The 17,841-nt window shown below is 36.3% G+C and carries 16 protein-coding genes; 2 read left to right on the top strand and 14 right to left on the bottom strand.

What is annotated here, in order from left to right:
* Positions 1-126 precede the first annotated feature (126 nt).
* Both ACTDJC_RS15295 and ACTDJC_RS15290 read right to left on the bottom strand, forming a co-directional pair.
* Entirely contained in the window at positions 127-1,209 is a 1,083-nt protein-coding gene (locus ACTDJC_RS15295) for a HupE/UreJ family protein (RefSeq protein ID WP_440603919.1), read from the bottom strand.
* 331 nt (positions 1,210-1,540) lie between these two features.
* Complete coding sequence (locus ACTDJC_RS15290) at positions 1,541-2,974, bottom strand: IS4 family transposase (protein WP_440603918.1); 1,434 nt, start codon at positions 2,972-2,974, stop codon at positions 1,541-1,543.
* Positions 2,975-3,673: 699 nt separating this feature from the next.
* On the opposite strand from ACTDJC_RS15290, the gene ACTDJC_RS15285 reads away from it, so the two are divergent.
* Positions 3,674-5,335 carry a M4 family metallopeptidase gene (locus tag ACTDJC_RS15285; RefSeq protein ID WP_440603917.1) on the top strand — a complete coding sequence of 554 codons (1,662 nt, stop codon included), beginning with the start codon at positions 3,674-3,676 and terminating at the stop codon, positions 5,333-5,335.
* Positions 5,336-5,537: 202 nt separating this feature from the next.
* Here the strand turns inward: ACTDJC_RS15285 and ACTDJC_RS15280 are convergent, their stop codons facing one another.
* From ACTDJC_RS15280 to ACTDJC_RS15245, 8 genes are all read right to left on the bottom strand, one after another.
* On the bottom strand, positions 5,538-5,972 hold the full coding sequence (locus ACTDJC_RS15280) for an NUDIX domain-containing protein (protein WP_440603916.1): 435 nt from the start codon (positions 5,970-5,972) through the stop codon (positions 5,538-5,540).
* 225 nt (positions 5,973-6,197) lie between these two features.
* Positions 6,198-7,016, bottom strand: coding sequence for an energy-coupling factor transporter transmembrane component T family protein (locus ACTDJC_RS15275; protein WP_429711193.1), 819 nt, complete (start codon positions 7,014-7,016; stop codon positions 6,198-6,200).
* Position 7,017: 1 nt separating this feature from the next.
* Positions 7,018-8,715, bottom strand: coding sequence for a DUF3744 domain-containing protein (locus tag ACTDJC_RS15270; protein ID WP_440603915.1), 1,698 nt, complete (start codon positions 8,713-8,715; stop codon positions 7,018-7,020).
* Between the two features lie 10 nt (positions 8,716-8,725).
* The gene (locus ACTDJC_RS15265) at positions 8,726-9,277 is read right to left on the bottom strand and encodes an ECF-type riboflavin transporter substrate-binding protein (RefSeq protein ID WP_429711172.1); all 552 of its coding nucleotides are present in this window, start codon (positions 9,275-9,277) and stop codon (positions 8,726-8,728) included.
* Positions 9,278-9,729: 452 nt separating this feature from the next.
* Positions 9,730-10,626, bottom strand: a complete 897-nt coding sequence (locus ACTDJC_RS15260) for a manganese catalase family protein (RefSeq protein WP_440603914.1) — start codon at positions 10,624-10,626, stop codon at positions 9,730-9,732.
* Between the two features lie 77 nt (positions 10,627-10,703).
* Entirely contained in the window at positions 10,704-10,961 is a 258-nt protein-coding gene (locus ACTDJC_RS15255) for a YuzF family protein (protein WP_253629912.1), read from the bottom strand.
* A gap of 140 nt (positions 10,962-11,101) precedes the next feature.
* Complete coding sequence (gene bshB2 / locus ACTDJC_RS15250; RefSeq protein ID WP_440603913.1) at positions 11,102-11,767, bottom strand: bacillithiol biosynthesis deacetylase BshB2; 666 nt, start codon at positions 11,765-11,767, stop codon at positions 11,102-11,104.
* Positions 11,768-11,778: 11 nt separating this feature from the next.
* Positions 11,779-12,129: a YojF family protein gene (locus ACTDJC_RS15245; protein WP_253629914.1), complete on the bottom strand. Its 351-nt coding sequence runs from the start codon at positions 12,127-12,129 to the stop codon at positions 11,779-11,781.
* A 173-nt stretch (positions 12,130-12,302) separates the two neighbouring features.
* Between ACTDJC_RS15245 and ACTDJC_RS15240 the strand changes: the two genes are divergently transcribed.
* Complete coding sequence (locus ACTDJC_RS15240) at positions 12,303-13,724, top strand: ArsB/NhaD family transporter (protein ID WP_440603912.1); 1,422 nt, start codon at positions 12,303-12,305, stop codon at positions 13,722-13,724.
* Between the two features lie 36 nt (positions 13,725-13,760).
* Here ACTDJC_RS15240 and ACTDJC_RS15235 read toward each other — a convergent pair whose 3' ends face one another.
* The 4 genes from ACTDJC_RS15235 to ACTDJC_RS15220 form a co-directional block, all read right to left on the bottom strand.
* Positions 13,761-13,988 carry a hypothetical protein gene (locus ACTDJC_RS15235; protein WP_098310186.1) on the bottom strand — a complete coding sequence of 76 codons (228 nt, stop codon included), beginning with the start codon at positions 13,986-13,988 and terminating at the stop codon, positions 13,761-13,763.
* 14 nt (positions 13,989-14,002) lie between these two features.
* Entirely contained in the window at positions 14,003-15,262 is a 1,260-nt protein-coding gene (gene ilvA / locus ACTDJC_RS15230) for a threonine ammonia-lyase IlvA (RefSeq protein WP_440603911.1), read from the bottom strand.
* Positions 15,263-15,464: 202 nt separating this feature from the next.
* The gene (locus ACTDJC_RS15225; RefSeq protein WP_440603910.1) at positions 15,465-16,166 is read right to left on the bottom strand and encodes an MgtC/SapB family protein; all 702 of its coding nucleotides are present in this window, start codon (positions 16,164-16,166) and stop codon (positions 15,465-15,467) included.
* Positions 16,167-16,355: 189 nt separating this feature from the next.
* Positions 16,356-17,552 (bottom strand): multidrug effflux MFS transporter, encoded by a 1,197-nt coding sequence (locus tag ACTDJC_RS15220; RefSeq protein WP_440604011.1) that lies wholly within the window; start codon positions 17,550-17,552, stop codon positions 16,356-16,358.
* Positions 17,553-17,841 lie beyond the last annotated feature (289 nt).

Raw genomic sequence — 17,841 nt, 5'->3', positions numbered from 1 at the left:
TATTTTTCCCTTTGGCTTCTATTGGCTTCATGGTTTCTCCTCCTGATTTTTTATATAAATTCCCCCGATAATTTGAACCCCAATAAGTAATGTTCGTACCACCACCTTAAAAGCTTAGTTATTTTATCAAGCGAAGAAACGCTCGAAATACCAAATCAGCCCGATTCCAAAAATACCAGCCGTCGCTGCTGCCTGTACGACAGTGGACCATTGAAACCTGCGGATATAAACAAGTAAAGGAAATAAAATCAGAATAATTAAGGCTTGTCCTGCTTCTACACCAACGTTGAATGACAAAATCGATAACAGTGATCTCCAGGTCACGTCGTTAGCAAGCTGTAAAGCACCAGCAAAACCAATCCCGTGGATAAGTCCAAACCCAAATACAACTGCAAATCGATATTTTGATGAAAAGCCAAAATAATTTTCTACTGCTACAAATGCAATACTTAGAGCAATGAGCGGTTCGACAATGGCTGCAGGGAAGTGAATCAATTTTAACGCTGTTAAGCCAAGAGTAATACTGTGGGCTAAGGTAAATACAGAAATTACTTTTAGAACGTCCGTTACTCGGCGGGCTCCAAATACGAGTGCTATAACAAAAAGGATATGATCATAGCCGATCATGATATGGTGGAAACCGAGTTGAACAAAGCGGAAAAACTGTCCTGCCGCGCTATCCTTTCCGACGTTGAGTTCCCTGTCTTCTGCATTGAAAATAAATTGGCCTTTTTTATTTTCTAAGTCGTATGAAGCGATATTTCGATGCATCGTATCATTGTCATCGAAGAAAACACTATAATGTATTTGAATGGAAGATTTGGCTGAAGGAGCTGGAAATTCAAGCCCAATTTTGGCATACTCCCGTCCCACCCTGCGTTCAATCTTTGTTGAATTAACGGAGCCTTTTGCTTTCGCTCCATCAGTGAATACCTCAACATGGGAATCAAGGTATTCAGCTACAGCATCACGATGTTTTTCTAATGCTGTATTCAGCATCTCTTCCCGATCCCCTGGACTAACACCAAAATCAATCAGCCTCCCCAGTTCGAAAAAATCAAGCTGCAATTCTACATGAAGCTTATCCCTATCCATTGTAATTTTCGAATACCCTTCACTGTTATCAGTGTGGGCAGATGCCTTAATAGGCAAAAACATTAATGTGATAAAGGAAAATAACGCAGCGAACCCAACTACTATTTTTTTCAAAGTCTCTCACACCTTTAATCTAGAAATTTAACAATCAAAAAGTATTTGTTAATTAAAAGCGTAAGATATTTTTGTAAAGTAAATATAAAGTAAATGTTTAAATATTATTAATATTTCGTGTCTTAAAAAAGATAAATAGACTAGAGATTCGAATCCTGTAATCTCTAGTCATTAATATTGCACCAAATAGGGGTTGAGGTACATGCCCATCAAGCTAAGGATGGGTATTCCATGAACTTCCGTTCTTATTGCCTACATGCTTGATATTTTGTTTATTTATTTTTAAAAATACGCATTCCAAATAAACCTTGATAAGGTGTATTTTTAAAGGTTATGCAGTTTTCTGCTTTAGATTGGATACAGTGCACTGATAAACAACGCCTAAAATATCAAAGACTGTCTTTTTCTCATATCGATGGGATTTCCGTCCGTTTTTCTGTAAGAGGTCAAACAGACGAAGGAAAATTTTTGATACTTCTTGGGTGTCTTGTTGTATAGCTTCATATACTAAGTACAGATGATCTTGAATCATATAAATTGCTTTATATTCACTTAATTCTTTTTGTTTTTTCTGTAGTAACAGCTGTCGCATTTTGAACATAGTGGAAGAACAAAGAAAAATAGCGATTAACTGTCCATAAAGATGACATTCTAGACGATCTCGCTTAATATTGTGACAATGATTGATACCAAAAAGAGATTTCCATGTTTTAAATACAATCTCTATTTGCCAACGTAGAGAGTAAATCTCGTGAACATGTTCCATCGGAACAATTTCCCATGGGATGTTGGTAATATAAACATTGATTTCTGTTAAACGTTTACTTTTTTCAGAGTATGTAACCCCTTTTTTCTTTTCAACATAAGTTTGCTGTTTCCTACGTTTATGAACTTGAGTTGATGTGAGTCTGTATATTACAACTCGTGAGGGTAATTTTTGTTGTCCAACATAGGCATTTCGAATTTCATAAGTATCTCCTGGTTTTATCTGATGCATGATATGTTCAAGGTCAAGTAAAGCATATAAAGATTGCTTTTTTACTGTCCCATCCCGAAAGAATTCTGGAGATTCATTTTTCACATGTACTCTATTATTTAATTTCAACCGTGAAATATAGAATACCCCTCGTTGATCCATCTGGTCTAAATCTTTTAGAGAAAAGTATCCTAAATCTCGAATACATAAATCTCCTGGTCGTAAGGTATCCAAACTTTCTGTACCAAAGGTTTTATCATTATTTTTACCTGGTTCCATTTGAAAATTGAGGAATTTCCCACTATGTAAATCATACTCTAGTTGAATCTTAATACCAGCTATTTGTGCACATCCTCCTGAACCAGGATAAATAGGAGCTAAATGGTTGGGTACTTGAAAAATAGTAGCATCTAAAATACGTATACGTTGAAAATAAGAAATGTATTGGTTCGAGATTTGAGAAGAATCGTTTAGTTTGCTTTTGATTAAAAGGGAAAATACACGCTGTAGAAATAAAACAGCACATCGGTTAAAACGTTGATTAAGTCCTTCTGGACTCATAAGTGTAGCTGTATTTGCATAAAGCTGACTACATAATCGAGTAAGAGAATCGCTTGCTACATGTTGACTTATCCAAATACATAAAGCAGCCAAATCTTGTGCACCATACTTGCTTTTACGTTTTACAAAACCTGTCTCTTGTGCGAGTTGTTGGAGGATATGTGGAGATAGATACCGCTGTAGTTCTTCAGCGAATAAATGAAACTCATCTTGAATCGATAAATTCATACAAAAACCCCATCCTTTCTGTATATTTCTACAAAAAGAATAGCGTTTTTTTGATTATATAGATACAAATTTAACTTAGCTTGATAGCGATGGGGTTGAGGTAGCATCTAACGATTTTACCGCCATCTATCCAATAAATGGAAATCACATTCGGGATATTGTGGCTTTAAAATAAAGTTACGACGTTTATAAAAAAGACGCGATGTTTTGAATAAAGTCACGATTTTTGTAAAAAATTTGCAATACTTTTCCTCTTCCAATTAAAGAATTCTAAGTGATTTTCAATCAAACTTTTTTATAAAAACTTATATCCAACTGAAATAAAAAACGCTCATTTTGATCAATCTTTTTTCAAAATGAGCGTTTTTTTGTTATTAAATCAACGTTTGTAGCTACGTTTTAATCAAACTTTATTTCAAAGCAACAATTAGTACCTAAAAGTAGATTGAGTTTATTTCATTTTTTATCATTCTTAAAGGATTTTAATCAATCTTAATAGATACTTAAACAATAAAGAAGCTGAATCAAATATTGTTGAAAAACGACTTCTCGAGTCAGCTTTTCTTTTTAAATTGTTCATCAAAATTCTAGAAAACTTGAGAAATAAATTATTTGAATTTTCAGTATTCTAATAATAGAAACTTAATGCTACCATTAAGCTACTCTCTTTTTAAAAATTTTTGTTAGGGGGAAAAAATGATGAAGAAAAAGAGTCTAGCACTTGTGTTAGCAGCTGGAATGGCAGTGACAACATTTGGAGGGACAAGCTCTGCGTTTGCAGATTCAAAGAACGTACTTTCCACAAAGAAATATAATGAGACGGTACAGTCTCCAGAGTTTGTATCGGGCAATCTAACAAGTGCATCAGGAAAGAAGGCAGAATCTGTTGTATTTGATTATTTAAACACTGCTAAAAGAGATTATAAACTAGGCGAAAAAAGTGCAGAAGAATCCTTTAAAGTACAAAAGATTATAAAAGACCCTGTTGGAGAAGCAACAGTTATCCGTTTACAGCAAATATATGAAGGTGTACCAGTATGGGGATCTACTCAAGTAGCTCATGTTGGGAAAGATGGTGTATTAAAGGTTGTATCAGGAACAGTTGCACCTGATTTAGATAAGAAAGAGAAATTGAAGAACAAAAATAAAATTGAAGAAAAAAAAGCGATTGCAATCGCACAAAAAGATTTAGGATTTACCCCAAAATATGAAGTAGAGCCGTCTGCGGACTTATATGTATATCAAAATGGTGAGGAAACAACATATGCATATGTTGTAAAATTGAATTTCTTAGATCCAGAGCCAGGAAACTATTATTATTTCATTGAAGCTGATAGCGGTAAAGTTTTAAACAAATATAATACAATCCACAATGCAACAAATGACAATACGGCTCCAAGTAAACCTGTAACAGGTACAAGTACAGTAGGAACCGGTAAAGGGGTATTAGGCGATACAAAGTCTATTAATACAACACTCTCTGGATCTAGTTATTATTTACAAGATAATACACGCGGTGCAACAATTTACACATACAACGGGAACAACCGGACAAGATTGCCGGGAACGTTATGGGCAGATACAGATAACGTCTTTAATGCTAAATCCGATGCAGCGGCAGTGGATGCACATTATTATGCAGGTGTAACATATAATTATTACAAAAACACCTTTAACCGCAATTCTTATAACGATGCTGGTGCACCGTTAAAATCTACGGTTCACTATGGCAAAAATTATAACAATGCCTTCTGGAATGGATCGCAAATGGTCTATGGTGATGGAGATGGATCTACATTTATTGCATTTTCCGGTGGTATCGATGTTGTCGGACATGAGTTAACACATGCCGTGACAGAATATAGTTCAAACCTCATTTATCAAAATGAGTCTGGTGCGTTAAATGAAGCATTCTCTGACATCTTTGGAACATTAATAGAATACTATGATAACCGTAATCCAGATTGGGAAGTTGGTGAAGATATTTATACGCCTGGTCAAGCTGGGGATGCGCTTCGTTCTATGAGCGATCCAACAAAATATGGTGACCCAGATCATTACTCTAAACGTTATACTGGAACGAGCGATAATGGCGGCGTTCATACAAATAGCGGTATTATCAATAAAGCTGCTTACTTATTAGCAAATGGCGGTACACATTATGGTGTAACAGTGAATGGCGTTGGTAAAGATAAAGTAGGTGCAATTTACTATCGTGCAAATACAGTATACTTAACTGAATCTGCAACTTTTAGTCAAGCGCGTGCTGCCTTAGTACAAGCAGCAGCTGATTTATACGGCGCAAACTCTGCAGAAGTGGCAGCTGTGAAGCAGTCATATGATGCAGTTGGTGTAAAATAGGTTCCACTCCCCTTTATATAGTGAAAGAGGCTGTCCCAAAAGTAAAACTTTTGGGACAGCCTCTTTCACTATATAAATCGCCTTTTTCTGATATAATCAAGTCACCACAACCAAACCAATCAAAAGGAACGATTCTCTTATGTTTATAACAAAATCCCTATGTATCCTACTCTTTTATCAATAATAAAACCTTTTCTCGATTTTATTTGGTACCTTCAAATGCATAAAAAGCCGGTGTTTTATTAGTATCAGAATTTATTTTTAGCCTCTCATATAAGGATGGCATTAATTCATTTACCCTTTCACTATCTGCCCATCTTACTTCTATAATATCATTATCAGGATCATTAATGTTTATTTCACCATCAATAATCTTTGTATGAAAAGTAATGATTAAAGCATGATGACCTCTTTCTTCGAAGAACATTTCTCTAACGGAACTCAACCCGGTAACAACAACGTTAAATCCCGTTTCTTCTTTTACTTCACGGATTATAGCCTGTTCTAAAGTTTCTTCTCCCTCAACTGCTCCGCCCGGAAGACTCCAATAAAAAGAATCACCCTTTATGTTTTTTACTATTAATATATTCTCATTATCATCATAAATTAAAGCTGAAACCACGTTAACTCTTTCCAAAACCAACTCCCCCTTTTGAAATTATTTCCTACTGATAACTATATCAATTATACTAAAATCAAAGTAAAGAATGCATTAATAGACTCGATTAATTCTTTAAAAAGGAGGACTTAAAAGGAGCAAGCACATGTTACAAGATATAAAACTAGTACTCTTTGACTTGGATAATACCCTATCTTCGTTTGTCATCTATTATACGCAAGCCACCAAATATTCATTTAATGCTCATAAAGGATACCAAAACGAATAAAAAATTGTGAGTTTCAAATAAATAGCAATAATCAAAATGCAAATCCCAATAAGAATAGCCATATAATCAAGAGGCTGCATTTTCGTCCTATAGTACCATGTTCGCTTCTCCTTTTTTCCAAAACCGCGTAAATCCATAGCATTCGAAACAGTATCAATTCGATCCAATGAATGTATCACAAGCGGCCAAAAAATCGTCATTCGATTTTTAATGCGTTGAAAAAGAGTTGCTTCTCCTTTATGAAATGGAATTCCCCTTGCTTCCTGTGCATGTTTAATGAGTTCGTATTCCGTTTGTATATTCGGAATGTAGCGCAGTGCAATATTAACTGCATAAGCAATTTTATAAGGCAGTCCAATTTTGTTTAAGCTGCTTGCAAATTGACTCGGGTGTGTTGTGTAAATAAAAATAAGTGTAAACGGTAATAAGGTAAAATATTTTAATGATAGTGTCATTGCATAAAAAAGAGTTTCTAGTGTAATAGTTGCATAGCCAATATGGAGAAGTGACGTATATGTACCGGTTAGCTCCGATCCATGTGTTGGGGTAATGAGTAAAATCATGATGGAATTCAAAATACTAAATGTGAAAATAACACTAAAAATAATCAACATGCTGCGCGTTGGAATTTTTGCGATGCCTAGTAGTATGCATCCGATTAGAAATAAGCATAATAAAATACGAAAATCAAAGAATAGGAATGTGAGAATCATCCATATAATAAATAGGATTAGTTTTACAGCGCCATCCATACGATGGAAATATGATTTGCCTTCTATATATAGTGTCCCCATTTTACTCATGAATGATCCCCCTCCTTGCTTCCATATAAGATTGAACAAATAGCTGTGGAATTGGTATATTCCCATGTTTCGCTAAGCCAGTAAGTGAGCTCTCACGGAGGTTTGCCTGCTTTAAAATACGCTCGTTTGCCAACACGGTAGTTACTGCATCATCTGCAATGATTTCTCCGTTATGTAGTACAATCGCCCGATTTGCGTATTCTAGCGCTAAGTTCATGTCATGTGCAATGAATAAAAAAGCTATTCCACGTTTCGCTAATTTTTGTATAAACATCATAAACTCTTTGTAGTGAAAATAATCTTGTCCTGCAGTTGGTTCGTCTAAAATAATAAGTTTGGGATTTGTAACAAGAATTGAGGCTATCGTTAAACGCTTTTTTTGTCCATAACTTAATGCTTGTACCGGCCAATTTCGAAATGGATATAAACCACAAATTTGTAATACATTTTCTACTGTTTTCTGCATTTCTTCTGAAGCATTCTTCAGTTTTAAAGCAAATGCAGCTTCTTCCCAAACAGTTGCTTGTGTAATCATGTGATTAGGATTTTGCATCACATAAGCGATGGCCTCTCCCCGCTTCCGGATTGACCATGTTGTAATATCAGTTCCTTCTAAAAGAATTTTACCTTGATGTTTTTTTTTCATTCCCGTCATAATATGAGCAAATGTTGATTTTCCAGCACCGTTGTTTCCTAAAAGAGCGAGTACTTCACCTTTGTATATAGACATAGATACATCCTTCAATGCAAAATTACTGTTTGGATATGTAAACGCTACATTTTCTATTTTACATATACATTCTTTTTCGGACATTGCTGTATGTATTGGGTTTTGTAACATCCATTTTGATAACGTTTCATGTAATATATGAGAATTAATATTTTCTATTGGATAAACTTCTTCATTCAAGAATGGATATTCCAATGTTTTTAATGCTTCTATGTATACAGGCTCCCTTAGCCCTACTTTTTGTAAAACATTTGTCTGTAATATATCAGTCGGTGCTTCGATTGCTACGATGCGGCCATTTTCCAAAAGAATGATTTTATCTAAGTCGAGATCGAGCATTTCTTCAATGCGATGCTCAATAATGATGATCGTTTTATCCGTTTGTCTATGAATCTTTTTCATAAGTTGGATTGCTTTTTGGCTGCTTACAGAATCTAAATTCGCTAAAGGTTCATCAAATAACAAAATCTCAGTGTTTGTAGTTAGTATGCCCGCTAGAGAAACTGACTGTTTTTGTCCCCCTGATAAATCGTGAGGGCTATATGAATGAAACTTGATCATGTCTACTTCTTTAAGTGAACGTTCTACAATTTGTTTTATTTCCCTTTGCTCCGCACAATCATTTTCCATTGCAAACGCAACGTCTTCTTCAACTGTTAATCCGATAAATTGGGAATCTTGGTCTTGTAGAATCGTTCCTACGCGTTGACTTAACTCGAATATACTCGTATGTCTAGGGTCAATACCACATACAGAAAGATTTCCTGTACTTGTCCCTTCATAAGAAAAAGGAATGAGCCCATTGATACAATGAGCTAATGTAGATTTTCCTGATCCGCTTCGCCCAGCGATTAACACTTTTTCGCCAGGATAAATATGAAAGGTAATATCCTGTATCGTCGGTTCAGCTACGTTTTTATATTGGAATGTGAAATCTTCAAAAGAAATAATCGGTTTCATATGTATATTCCTACTTCTCAATCTTTAATTGAGTATTCTTTTTATTGGCTTTTGCAAGTCCTAACACAATTGGTAAACCGAGGATGAAAAACACGAGAACATCTGCGATAATCGCACCGCCTACTTGGATAACAATCTTATCGAACGGCTCGCCCATAATGAGAATGTCAAATACACCTGCAAAGACGATTCCTAAAAGAATACCAATTACACCTGTAATAGAAAGGTGGATAATATCCCCTTTACTGTACGTTCCATTTTTCACACTAAATGTAGAGCGCTTTTGGACAAATCCCATAAATAAACCAATGATTCCTGAGCTTAACACCCAGCCCCACCAAATGCCCCAGCCAGCAATGGCATCTGTGATTGTATGACCGATTAGTCCAATTAATAAAGCTGCAATTGGTCCAAAGATAGCACCGAAAATCGTTAATAAAGCCAGCGCTGGTTTAATGAAAGTATTCGGTGCAATGGAAAATCCCCATAATCCTAATACACCGTATATTGCTGAACCGATTCCAATTGCAACAACTAATTTTGTAGAAAGCGTTTTATTCATTTATACTCCCCCTCTCGTTATATAAATTTACTTGGAATAACTTCTATGATTTTCATAGACGCTATTAAATTTATATGATGCAGCAGCGTGAATTATGCTCACCTAATGTAACGTTTGAAAAAATGTGAGCCAATTCGAAATTCATATGTTCCATTTTTTATTGTACATTTTGAATCCGACGTTCTAAATCTCCTTTTTGTTCGATGAAACATGAGCATGTATAGCTATAGTTTGTTACGTGTTCAAGCTTAAAATGCGCTGAACTTCACTTTCTGGTATACATCATCTTTCGATACACTTATGATTTTCGTAGCTATTTTTAATTCATTAAAAATCAACAAATACAAAAAAATGAAAAAACCAATTCACATCGGTTTTTTCATTCAAAATAAAGCATGATAATTTATCTGACACTAGTAACAGATGTTAGGATTTTTTTCAAACACTCTCCCCTACAACCCAGCCGATCTCTGTAATCTTCTCACAATTTCAAAGAAATCTTCCTGTGATATCCCTGGGGCAAATTCTTCTGGCAATTCATCTAAGTCTGGGATTGGCGCACCTTGTGGGGGGCCATCGATAACTTGAAGCGGTTGCCCATCTTCCGGGTGCTTTCCTTTCCAAATTTTATTTAAGTCTGTGTAATCATTATCACTAAAACGGTACAGTTTTAAGTGGGCACCTTGATCTTCAAAGCGTCTTGCCACATCGAATACTTTGTTAGATAAGTTTGGAATTGGGAGCATTTTTGCCACATCAACACCTGTTGCTACTTCTAACGCTTTGGCGTATGCCAAAACATGAACGCCGCCGCGGACAAGTAAATATCCAATTGCTTCTTTCGCTGTTGGATGATCTGTCATTTCATAAACACGCATTTTGTTTGTCCGTGCTCCGCATTCTAGGAAAAAGTTATGCAATAAGTCTAGTATTAAGTTTCCGCTATTAAACACATAATCTCCGCTCCATGCTTTTCCCATTGAATCACCGACAAGGGTAGTTTGTGCGGTTGAAATAAAGTGCTGCGTATTACGTTTATCTTTCGCAGCTTTCATTGTTCCAATATCAGGATCTCCCGCATGCGTTGTTCCAGTTAAGCAAAGATTAATTGCATTTGAAATCAATTCAACATGTGCAAATTCTTCCGCTGTTATATTGGCAATTAAATCATAAAACGGTTTTAACTTTTTCTTACCGCGAAAGTTAAAAGATTGGAACATATAGGTATTTAGTGTCGACATCTCACCAAAACGGCCGCCTAACAATTCTTGCACCGCAGCCGCTGCGTTTGCATCAGCATACTTCGGGTCAGGGAGTGGGATAATCAACTTGTCAATTCGTTTTATCATCAGTATGAAGCCCCCTTATCTTCATCATTGCCATCATTACTGATGTATGAAAGATAAAGGTTGTTTCATGTGTATTATTATTCCGGCATTACCCAAACAATTTGCTGCATTCGAATAAAGAAAGGTGTATCCTTTTCTTCAATTACAATATGATCTGGTTTGACAGCTTTTAATACGCCATGCACGCTACCACGCATTGTATCCACGACAACATTTTTCCCAACAATCATTTGTAACGTTTGCACAACATACGGATCAACACTAGAAACCACTTCTCCGCTCAACTGATAACCATTTCGAAAGTCTCCATGCACATCTTCGTGTGAATAATCCATGATTATTACCTCCTCTTTCTACAATTCGCTTGTATTGTATGAGAGGGATTAGATAAATGTGCCTATCTAACAAAAAACGAGATGCCATAATTGCAGCATCTCGTTATGTATCATAAGCTAGAAAACTTATTTTTTCTAGCTTATGATTCCCATTTATACGTCCAAAATTGTTCACCTTGTAACCATTTTAATGTCGCTGGGTCTTGTTTTTTTAGCTTTGCTTCCATCTCTTCTAACATCGCTTCTGTTTGTGAGCGATGCGCACGAAGCGCTGCTAGCTTTTGCTCTAATACGTCACTTATATTGTTAATTACATCTGGCTTTCCTAATACTTCCTCACGATTTTTCGTAATCGCCACTGCATGAATAACTGGACGTTCTTCTTTTGGCATACGTTCTACCGCACGAACAGCTGCGCGTCCAAATGCGTTATGATCTGGATGTACACCGTGCTCTGGATAGAATGTGATGATTAAGGAAGGATTCACATCACGAATCACTTCTTCAATTTTATCTGCTACAAAGTCAACATCTTCAAATTCTAATGTTTTATCATGGAAGCCAAGTAAACGTAAGTCTTCAATTCCCATTGCCTGGCAAGCTTCTTCTAATTCCTGCTTTCGAATGCTTGGAATCGTTTCGCGATTTGCAAATACATTTTTCCCCATATTACGTCCCATTTGCCCAAGTGTTCCGCAAGCATACGTAACAGGTATTCCATTATTTCGATATTGACGAATTGTTCCTCCCGCTGCAAATGATTCATCATCTGGATGCGGAAATACTACAAGTACGTGTCTTTCCATAATCTCACTCCTTATGCAAATGGCGTTAAACTTAATTGCAGCGCAACTGCTAGACGCCCTTTTTCATCATGACCTGCTAATAACAGACGATTTTTTTCATCTTTTTCCCAATGTGTCACACCTTCTGCATATACCCAGCCGTGCTCCATTTTTAAACCAATACGGTATGGATTCGTTCCCGTAATTTTACCGCGTTCAAAGCGAATTACTGCATTACGCACAAATGCCCCAACTGTCATCGTTTTTTCATTTACATGCGAAGCATATGCACCGTTCGTTGTTTCTAAATGAAGGTATACATCATTATTTAGAAAACGTTCAATTTCGTTTTGTACGACAGAAGTATCTGTAATTATTTCCATCGGATTTCACCTCTTTTAATCAGTTTACGAAAAAATAATGTAAATTGCTATCTCTTATAATAGAGGACAATGATTACTTTGCCTATTTTTTTGCTTTTTATTTTTTATATTTAATACGGTATGTGAAATTACATATCTTTTTTTGTGTGTTCTGTATTTTCATTTCTTTCTGTATGCGAATTTGCTACAATGAAATTTATGCAGAGGAATGTATTTCGACAATTTTATACACAACTATGTATAGGATATTAAAAAAGAAGGTGAACACATTGGAACATTCAGCACATGAAGTTGCAAACTGGCAATATTACTTTGCCATTGCTGTATTTTTAGTAACATACGGCTTTATTATCTCAGAAAAAATTAACCGTGCTGTCATTGCTTTGCTTGGGGCTGCAATTATGGTTATTATGGGAATTGTAGACTTACATACTGCCTTTACTACACATATTCAATGGGAAACCATTACTCTATTAATTGGGATGATGATTCTCGTACATATTACAAGTCAATCTGGTGTCTTTGAATATGTGGCTATTAAAGCTGCAAAAGCAGCCGGCGGAAAACCAATTCGAATTTTACTGCTCCTATCCCTTTTAACCGCAGTTGGTTCTGCCTTTTTAGATAATGTAACAACCGTTTTATTAGTCGTACCAGTTACATTATCGATTACACGTATTTTAAAGGTAGCTCCTGTTCCATATTTAATTTCAGAAGTATTATTCTCTAACATTGGCGGAACAGCGACACTTATTGGTGATCCGCCAAACATTATGATTGGATCTGCAAATAAGCATCTTGATTTTAATGCGTTTTTACTGAATTTAGCACCGATTGTTGCCATTATTGCTGCCGTTACATTACTTATTTTATATGTTATGTATCGCAACAAATTAAAAACAACCGACGAACAAATTCAGAAACTGATGTCTTTAAATGAAAAAGACTACATTCGTGATCGCAGCTTACTCGTTAAGTCCTTATCGATTTTAGGATTAACAATACTTGGATTCATTCTTCATTCTATTATTCATGTTGATGCTGCTGTAATTGCGATGACTGGTGCTGTCCTTTTAATGCTAATCGGTGTAAAAGAACACGAGATAGAAAATGTATTTGCTCATATTGAATGGGTAACAATTTTCTTCTTTGCAGGTTTATTCGTTCTTGTCGGTGCACTTGTTGATATTGGACTTATTTCCTCACTTGCACAGAAAGTATTGGATGTAACAAATGGAGATATTGGCTATGCATCCATCTTAATTTTATGGGTATCTGGTGCTGCTTCTGCCACAATTGATAACATTCCGTTTGTAGCAACAATGATTCCGCTTATTCAAAACTTAGCAAGCGGACTTGGACTTTCACCGGATTCTCCGCAAATTGAAGTACTATGGTGGGCATTATCTCTTGGAGCTTGCTTAGGAGGAAACGGTACGCTAATTGGTGCCTCTGCCAATGTCGTTGTAGCAGGAATTGCAAAACGGGAAGGATACGGTTTCTCTTACATGGAATTCTTAAAAATCGGGTTACCATTAACCATTGTTGCCCTACTTTTATCACACGTGTATATTTATTTACGTTATTTAATGTAGAAAAGGTTTGCAGCATGAGCTGCAAACCTTTCTTCTTCACCAAAAGATACCTATAACTGCAAGAGCACCTAAAATTAAACCTCCAACTTGCCCAATCATTGCTGGCGTCCATTCAATTCCCTTTTTCATTTGTACAACTGGTCTTTCATGCCGCAGTTGCTGCACTTCTGCTTGCAGTTGATGGATGGAACCGTGCAATTCTTTCACAAGCTCTTTCAGTTCTGCTATTTCTTCTTCACCTGACTTCTTTTTTTCTAAATTCATTTTCAATACCCCTTTTAGATCAATAAATTGAATAATGTTGGATTGTGATTGATTTCCATATAACGTACGCCCTGTTCTTCCATTCGTCTAATAAGAGGCTCATAATCTTCTTTTTGCTGAAGTTCAATTCCAACTAAAGCCGGACCATTATCTTTATTGTTCTTCTTCGTGTACTCAAAACGGGTGATATCATCATTAGGCCCGAGAATGTTATCTAAAAATTCACGCAAAGCACGGGGACGCTGTGGAAAATTAATAATAAAATAATGCTTCAGTCCCTCATAAATTAACGATCTCTCTTTCGTTTCCTGCATCCGATCAATATCGTTATTGCCGCCGCTGACGATACAAACAACCGTCTTTCCACGAATTTCATCTTTATATAAATCAAGCGCTGCAATTGGCAGGGCACCAGACGGCTCTGCAACAATTGCATTTTTATTATAAAGTTCAAGTAATGTCGTACACACTTTCCCCTCTGGTACAGCGACAATGTCATCTAGTACACGTTTACAAACTTCATATGTAAGATAACCAACTTGTTTGACCGCTGTTCCGTCCACAAACGAATCAATATGCGGAAGCTTAACAACCTCTCCTTGCGCAAACGCCTCTTTCATAGAAGCAGCACCTTCTGGTTCAACCCCAACAATTTTCGTTAAAGGACTAATTCCTTTTACGTATGTTCCAACTCCAGCTGCTAAGCCTCCTCCGCCAATTCCCATAAACATGTAATCAATCGTACAATCCGTATCATGTAGAATTTCTACACCAATCGTTCCTTGTCCTGCAATCACATGTGGATCATCAAACGGATGAATAAATGTTAATCCCTGCTCTTCACAATATTTTACTGCTTCCCCATAAGAACTATCAAATGTATCTCCTTGCAGCATCACCTCTACGTAATCTCCTCCAAAAAAGCGCACTTGTGATACTTTTTGACTTGGTGTTGTATTTGGCATAAAAATCTTTGCTGGAATTTGTAATTTATGACATGTATAAGCTACACCTTGTGCATGATTACCCGCACTAGCACATACAACTCCTTTTTTCAACTCTTCCATCGGTAAATTGCTAATACAGTTATAGGCACCGCGTATTTTAAAAGAACGAACAACTTGTAAGTCCTCTCGTTTTAAATATACGTTACATTGATATTTCTCTGATAGAATAGGATCTCGCTCTAAAGATGTATTTCGAATCACATCTTTTAACGTATTATACGCAACGAGAATATCTTCAATTTTGATCATTTCTTTCACATTCTTCATATCTTTTACCGCCTCACTGTAGGATTTAAAAAGTTTTGTTTTACATTATACAGAATAATCTAAAAATTTCAAATGAAGTTCAAATAAAAAATGAATCAACACAGTGCATGTGTTGATTCATCATTTCATGATGGCGTTTCCACTTTAAATATTTGGCCTTTGACATGTACCAAATTTATTATTTTAATTTTATAAAAAAACATTAATCAACCTCTTGTCCAGAAATAGCTTTCCATCCGGTAGCTGTAACGCCTGCTTCTAAACTAAGACCATTCACTACTTTTTCAATAAAAGCTATTTTCTTAGCATCACAATGTAAAACTGCTCGAATCATTATTTTTTTACCTTCTTCAATCTCTTCACTATATAGTTCTCTTAACTCAATTCCTTCTGTATTTAGCATTTGCATTAGCAACAACCTAATATGCACTTCATCTTTATTAGAGCACGTTACAGATAACACATAATTCATTTTCTCTGGCATTTTATCAGTTGATTTTTTATTCATAAATAATGCAACTGGACGAAGGAAAATATTAGCTAATAAAACTCCAAACGCCCCTAGTATAGCTACTGTTAGAAAACCTGCTCCGACAAGAGTCCCCACAGCTGCAGAACACCATAATGTTGCAGCAGTATTTAAGCCACGAATACTAAAGCCATCTCTAATAATGACACCCCCGCCTAAAAAGCCAATTCCACTAACAACTTGAGCTGCAATCCGGGTTGGACTAGATTCCCCTGTCACAATAACTGACAATAAAACAAACAAGCATGCTCCTAATGAAACCAAAGCATTCGTTCTTAATCCTGCCATACGATGAAGCCACTGGCGTTCTGTTCCAATAAGTGCTCCTGCCAATATAGCTACAAATATACGAAGTGCCATCTCTTGCAGCATCATCTTTTTTCACCTCTATCTATGTATAAAGGAGAATTCTATATAAAATCCTCCTCCATATATTGTACCTTAATTCTCATTAACATCAATTTCATAAAGCTAGCTACTATTTATTCTTCTATAAGTTTCCTGCACATTTAACCTTACACGTACAATCAAACTAAAAAGTTCCCAATATTGTATATAAAATTTTCAATTATTTTTTCGCCTTGTTAAAATGATAAAGCTAAGCATTGCACCGATATGACAACAAACAATTGTAATTCCCATCGGTACAGCTGTCTGTTCTCCTTGAATACCAACTAAAGGTGCTACTACAGCGCCAGATATAAAAGGTAAAAGTCCTAATAAAGCTGCGGCGCTTCCTGCTGCTTTCTGCTGATTCTGCATCGCTAACGTAAATCCAGTCGTCCCAACAATCCCTACGCTAGAAACAATAATAAAGAAGCAGATTAACACTCCTATTAAAGAAGGTGCCAGCAAAATAATAAGAAGAAGGGTGATGCCTCCTAGCAATGCAAAGAGAAGTCCAGCTACTAATAAAGTACGTTCTTTAATCCGCCCTGCCAAGCGCCCTGTAACTTGAGATGCAATAATAATACCAAAACCATTAATCGCAAAAAATAAGCTATATAATTGCGGCGAAGCACCAAAAATATTCTGAATAACAAATGGTGATCCTGAAATATAAGCAAACATGGCTGCTGTGATAAACCCTTGAGAAAGTGCATATCCCATAAATACGCGATCTTGTAATAAACGTTTATAATGAGATAAACTCTCTCCCCATCCGCCTGCTGTTCTTTTCTCTTCATGTAACGTTTCTGGCAAAATAAAAATAACACTTAATAACATAAGTCCACTTAATACACCTAACACAATAAACACCCAGTGCCAAGAAGCAAAGTTTAAAATTTGTCCGCCCATAATAGGCGCAAAAATCGGGGCTGCTCCATTTACTAGCATTAAAGCAGAAAAGAATTTTGTAAGCTCAGATCCTGTGTACAAATCCCTCACAATAGCACGAGAAAGTACAATTCCTGCTGAACCGGCTGCACCTTGAATAAAGCGTAATACAATGAGCAACCATACAGACGGTGTCAACGCACATAAGAAGGAAGCAGCTGCATAAATAACAAGACCAATTACAATCGGTTTTTTCCTCCCTTGACGGTCACTCCATGCACCAACCCACAATTGACCTAACGCAATTCCCAACAAACATGCAGTTAAACTTAACTGCGTAAGTGCGCTTGTCGCATGCAAATCGTTTGTTAAGGCTGGAAAAGCCGGAAGGTACATATCAATAGAAAGCGGACCAATCGCAGATAAGCTTCCAAGAATAATCGCTAGGATGATTCGCTTATCTTTTACGACTTGTACTTTCATTTGTAATTCTGTTTGCAATCATATAACCCCCTTTTTTATCTTCCCACTAACACGCGGGATAAAGTGAAACTTCCATCAGTGGAGGGTTTTTCATCCCCCACTGATAGTTAGTTGAACCAATCGAGCTTTTACGGGCAGTAGTGATCCCCCACCTATCTTCCTCGCTTCTCTCTCAAACTTGAGGTGGGGTCTTACTGCCCGTTAATGCAGGATAAAGAAAAAACCCTATTATATAGAAGTTTCACTTTATGTTTCAAATTCCTTATACCTTGTTCAATTACTTCAATAA

This window comes from Bacillus sp. GB_SG_008, from assembly GCF_052038115.1.
GTDB lineage: Bacteria > Bacillota > Bacilli > Bacillales > Bacillaceae_G > Bacillus_A > Bacillus_A rhizoplanae.
Note: the sequence above shows the minus strand (reverse complement) of the source record. Positions and strands in the feature narration are given on the sequence as shown.

Excerpts from the sequence above, each read along its gene's own strand:
- ACTDJC_RS15270 (WP_440603915.1), bottom strand. The coding sequence starts at position 8,715 with ATGAAACCGATTATTTCTTTTGAAGATTTCACATTCCAATATAAAAAC.
- ACTDJC_RS15285 (WP_440603917.1), top strand. The coding sequence starts at position 3,674 with ATGAAGAAAAAGAGTCTAGCACTTGTGTTAGCAGCTGGAATGGCAGTG.
- ACTDJC_RS15275 (WP_429711193.1), bottom strand. The coding sequence starts at position 7,016 with ATGGGGACACTATATATAGAAGGCAAATCATATTTCCATCGTATGGAT.
- ACTDJC_RS15240 (WP_440603912.1), top strand. The coding sequence starts at position 12,303 with ATGCGAATTTGCTACAATGAAATTTATGCAGAGGAATGTATTTCGACA.
- ACTDJC_RS15225 (WP_440603910.1), bottom strand. The coding sequence starts at position 16,166 with ATGATGCTGCAAGAGATGGCACTTCGTATATTTGTAGCTATATTGGCA.
- ilvA (WP_440603911.1), bottom strand. The coding sequence starts at position 15,262 with ATGAAGAATGTGAAAGAAATGATCAAAATTGAAGATATTCTCGTTGCG.
- ACTDJC_RS15290 (WP_440603918.1), bottom strand. The coding sequence starts at position 2,974 with ATGAATTTATCGATTCAAGATGAGTTTCATTTATTCGCTGAAGAACTA.
- ACTDJC_RS15265 (WP_429711172.1), bottom strand. The coding sequence starts at position 9,277 with ATGAATAAAACGCTTTCTACAAAATTAGTTGTTGCAATTGGAATCGGT.
- ACTDJC_RS15260 (WP_440603914.1), bottom strand. The coding sequence starts at position 10,626 with ATGATAAAACGAATTGACAAGTTGATTATCCCACTCCCTGACCCGAAG.
- bshB2 (WP_440603913.1), bottom strand. The coding sequence starts at position 11,767 with ATGGAAAGACACGTACTTGTAGTATTTCCGCATCCAGATGATGAATCA.
- ACTDJC_RS15245 (WP_253629914.1), bottom strand. The coding sequence starts at position 12,129 with ATGGAAATAATTACAGATACTTCTGTCGTACAAAACGAAATTGAACGT.
- ACTDJC_RS15255 (WP_253629912.1), bottom strand. The coding sequence starts at position 10,961 with ATGGATTATTCACACGAAGATGTGCATGGAGACTTTCGAAATGGTTAT.
- ACTDJC_RS15220 (WP_440604011.1), bottom strand. The coding sequence starts at position 17,552 with ATGAAAGTACAAGTCGTAAAAGATAAGCGAATCATCCTAGCGATTATT.
- ACTDJC_RS15235 (WP_098310186.1), bottom strand. The coding sequence starts at position 13,988 with ATGAATTTAGAAAAAAAGAAGTCAGGTGAAGAAGAAATAGCAGAACTG.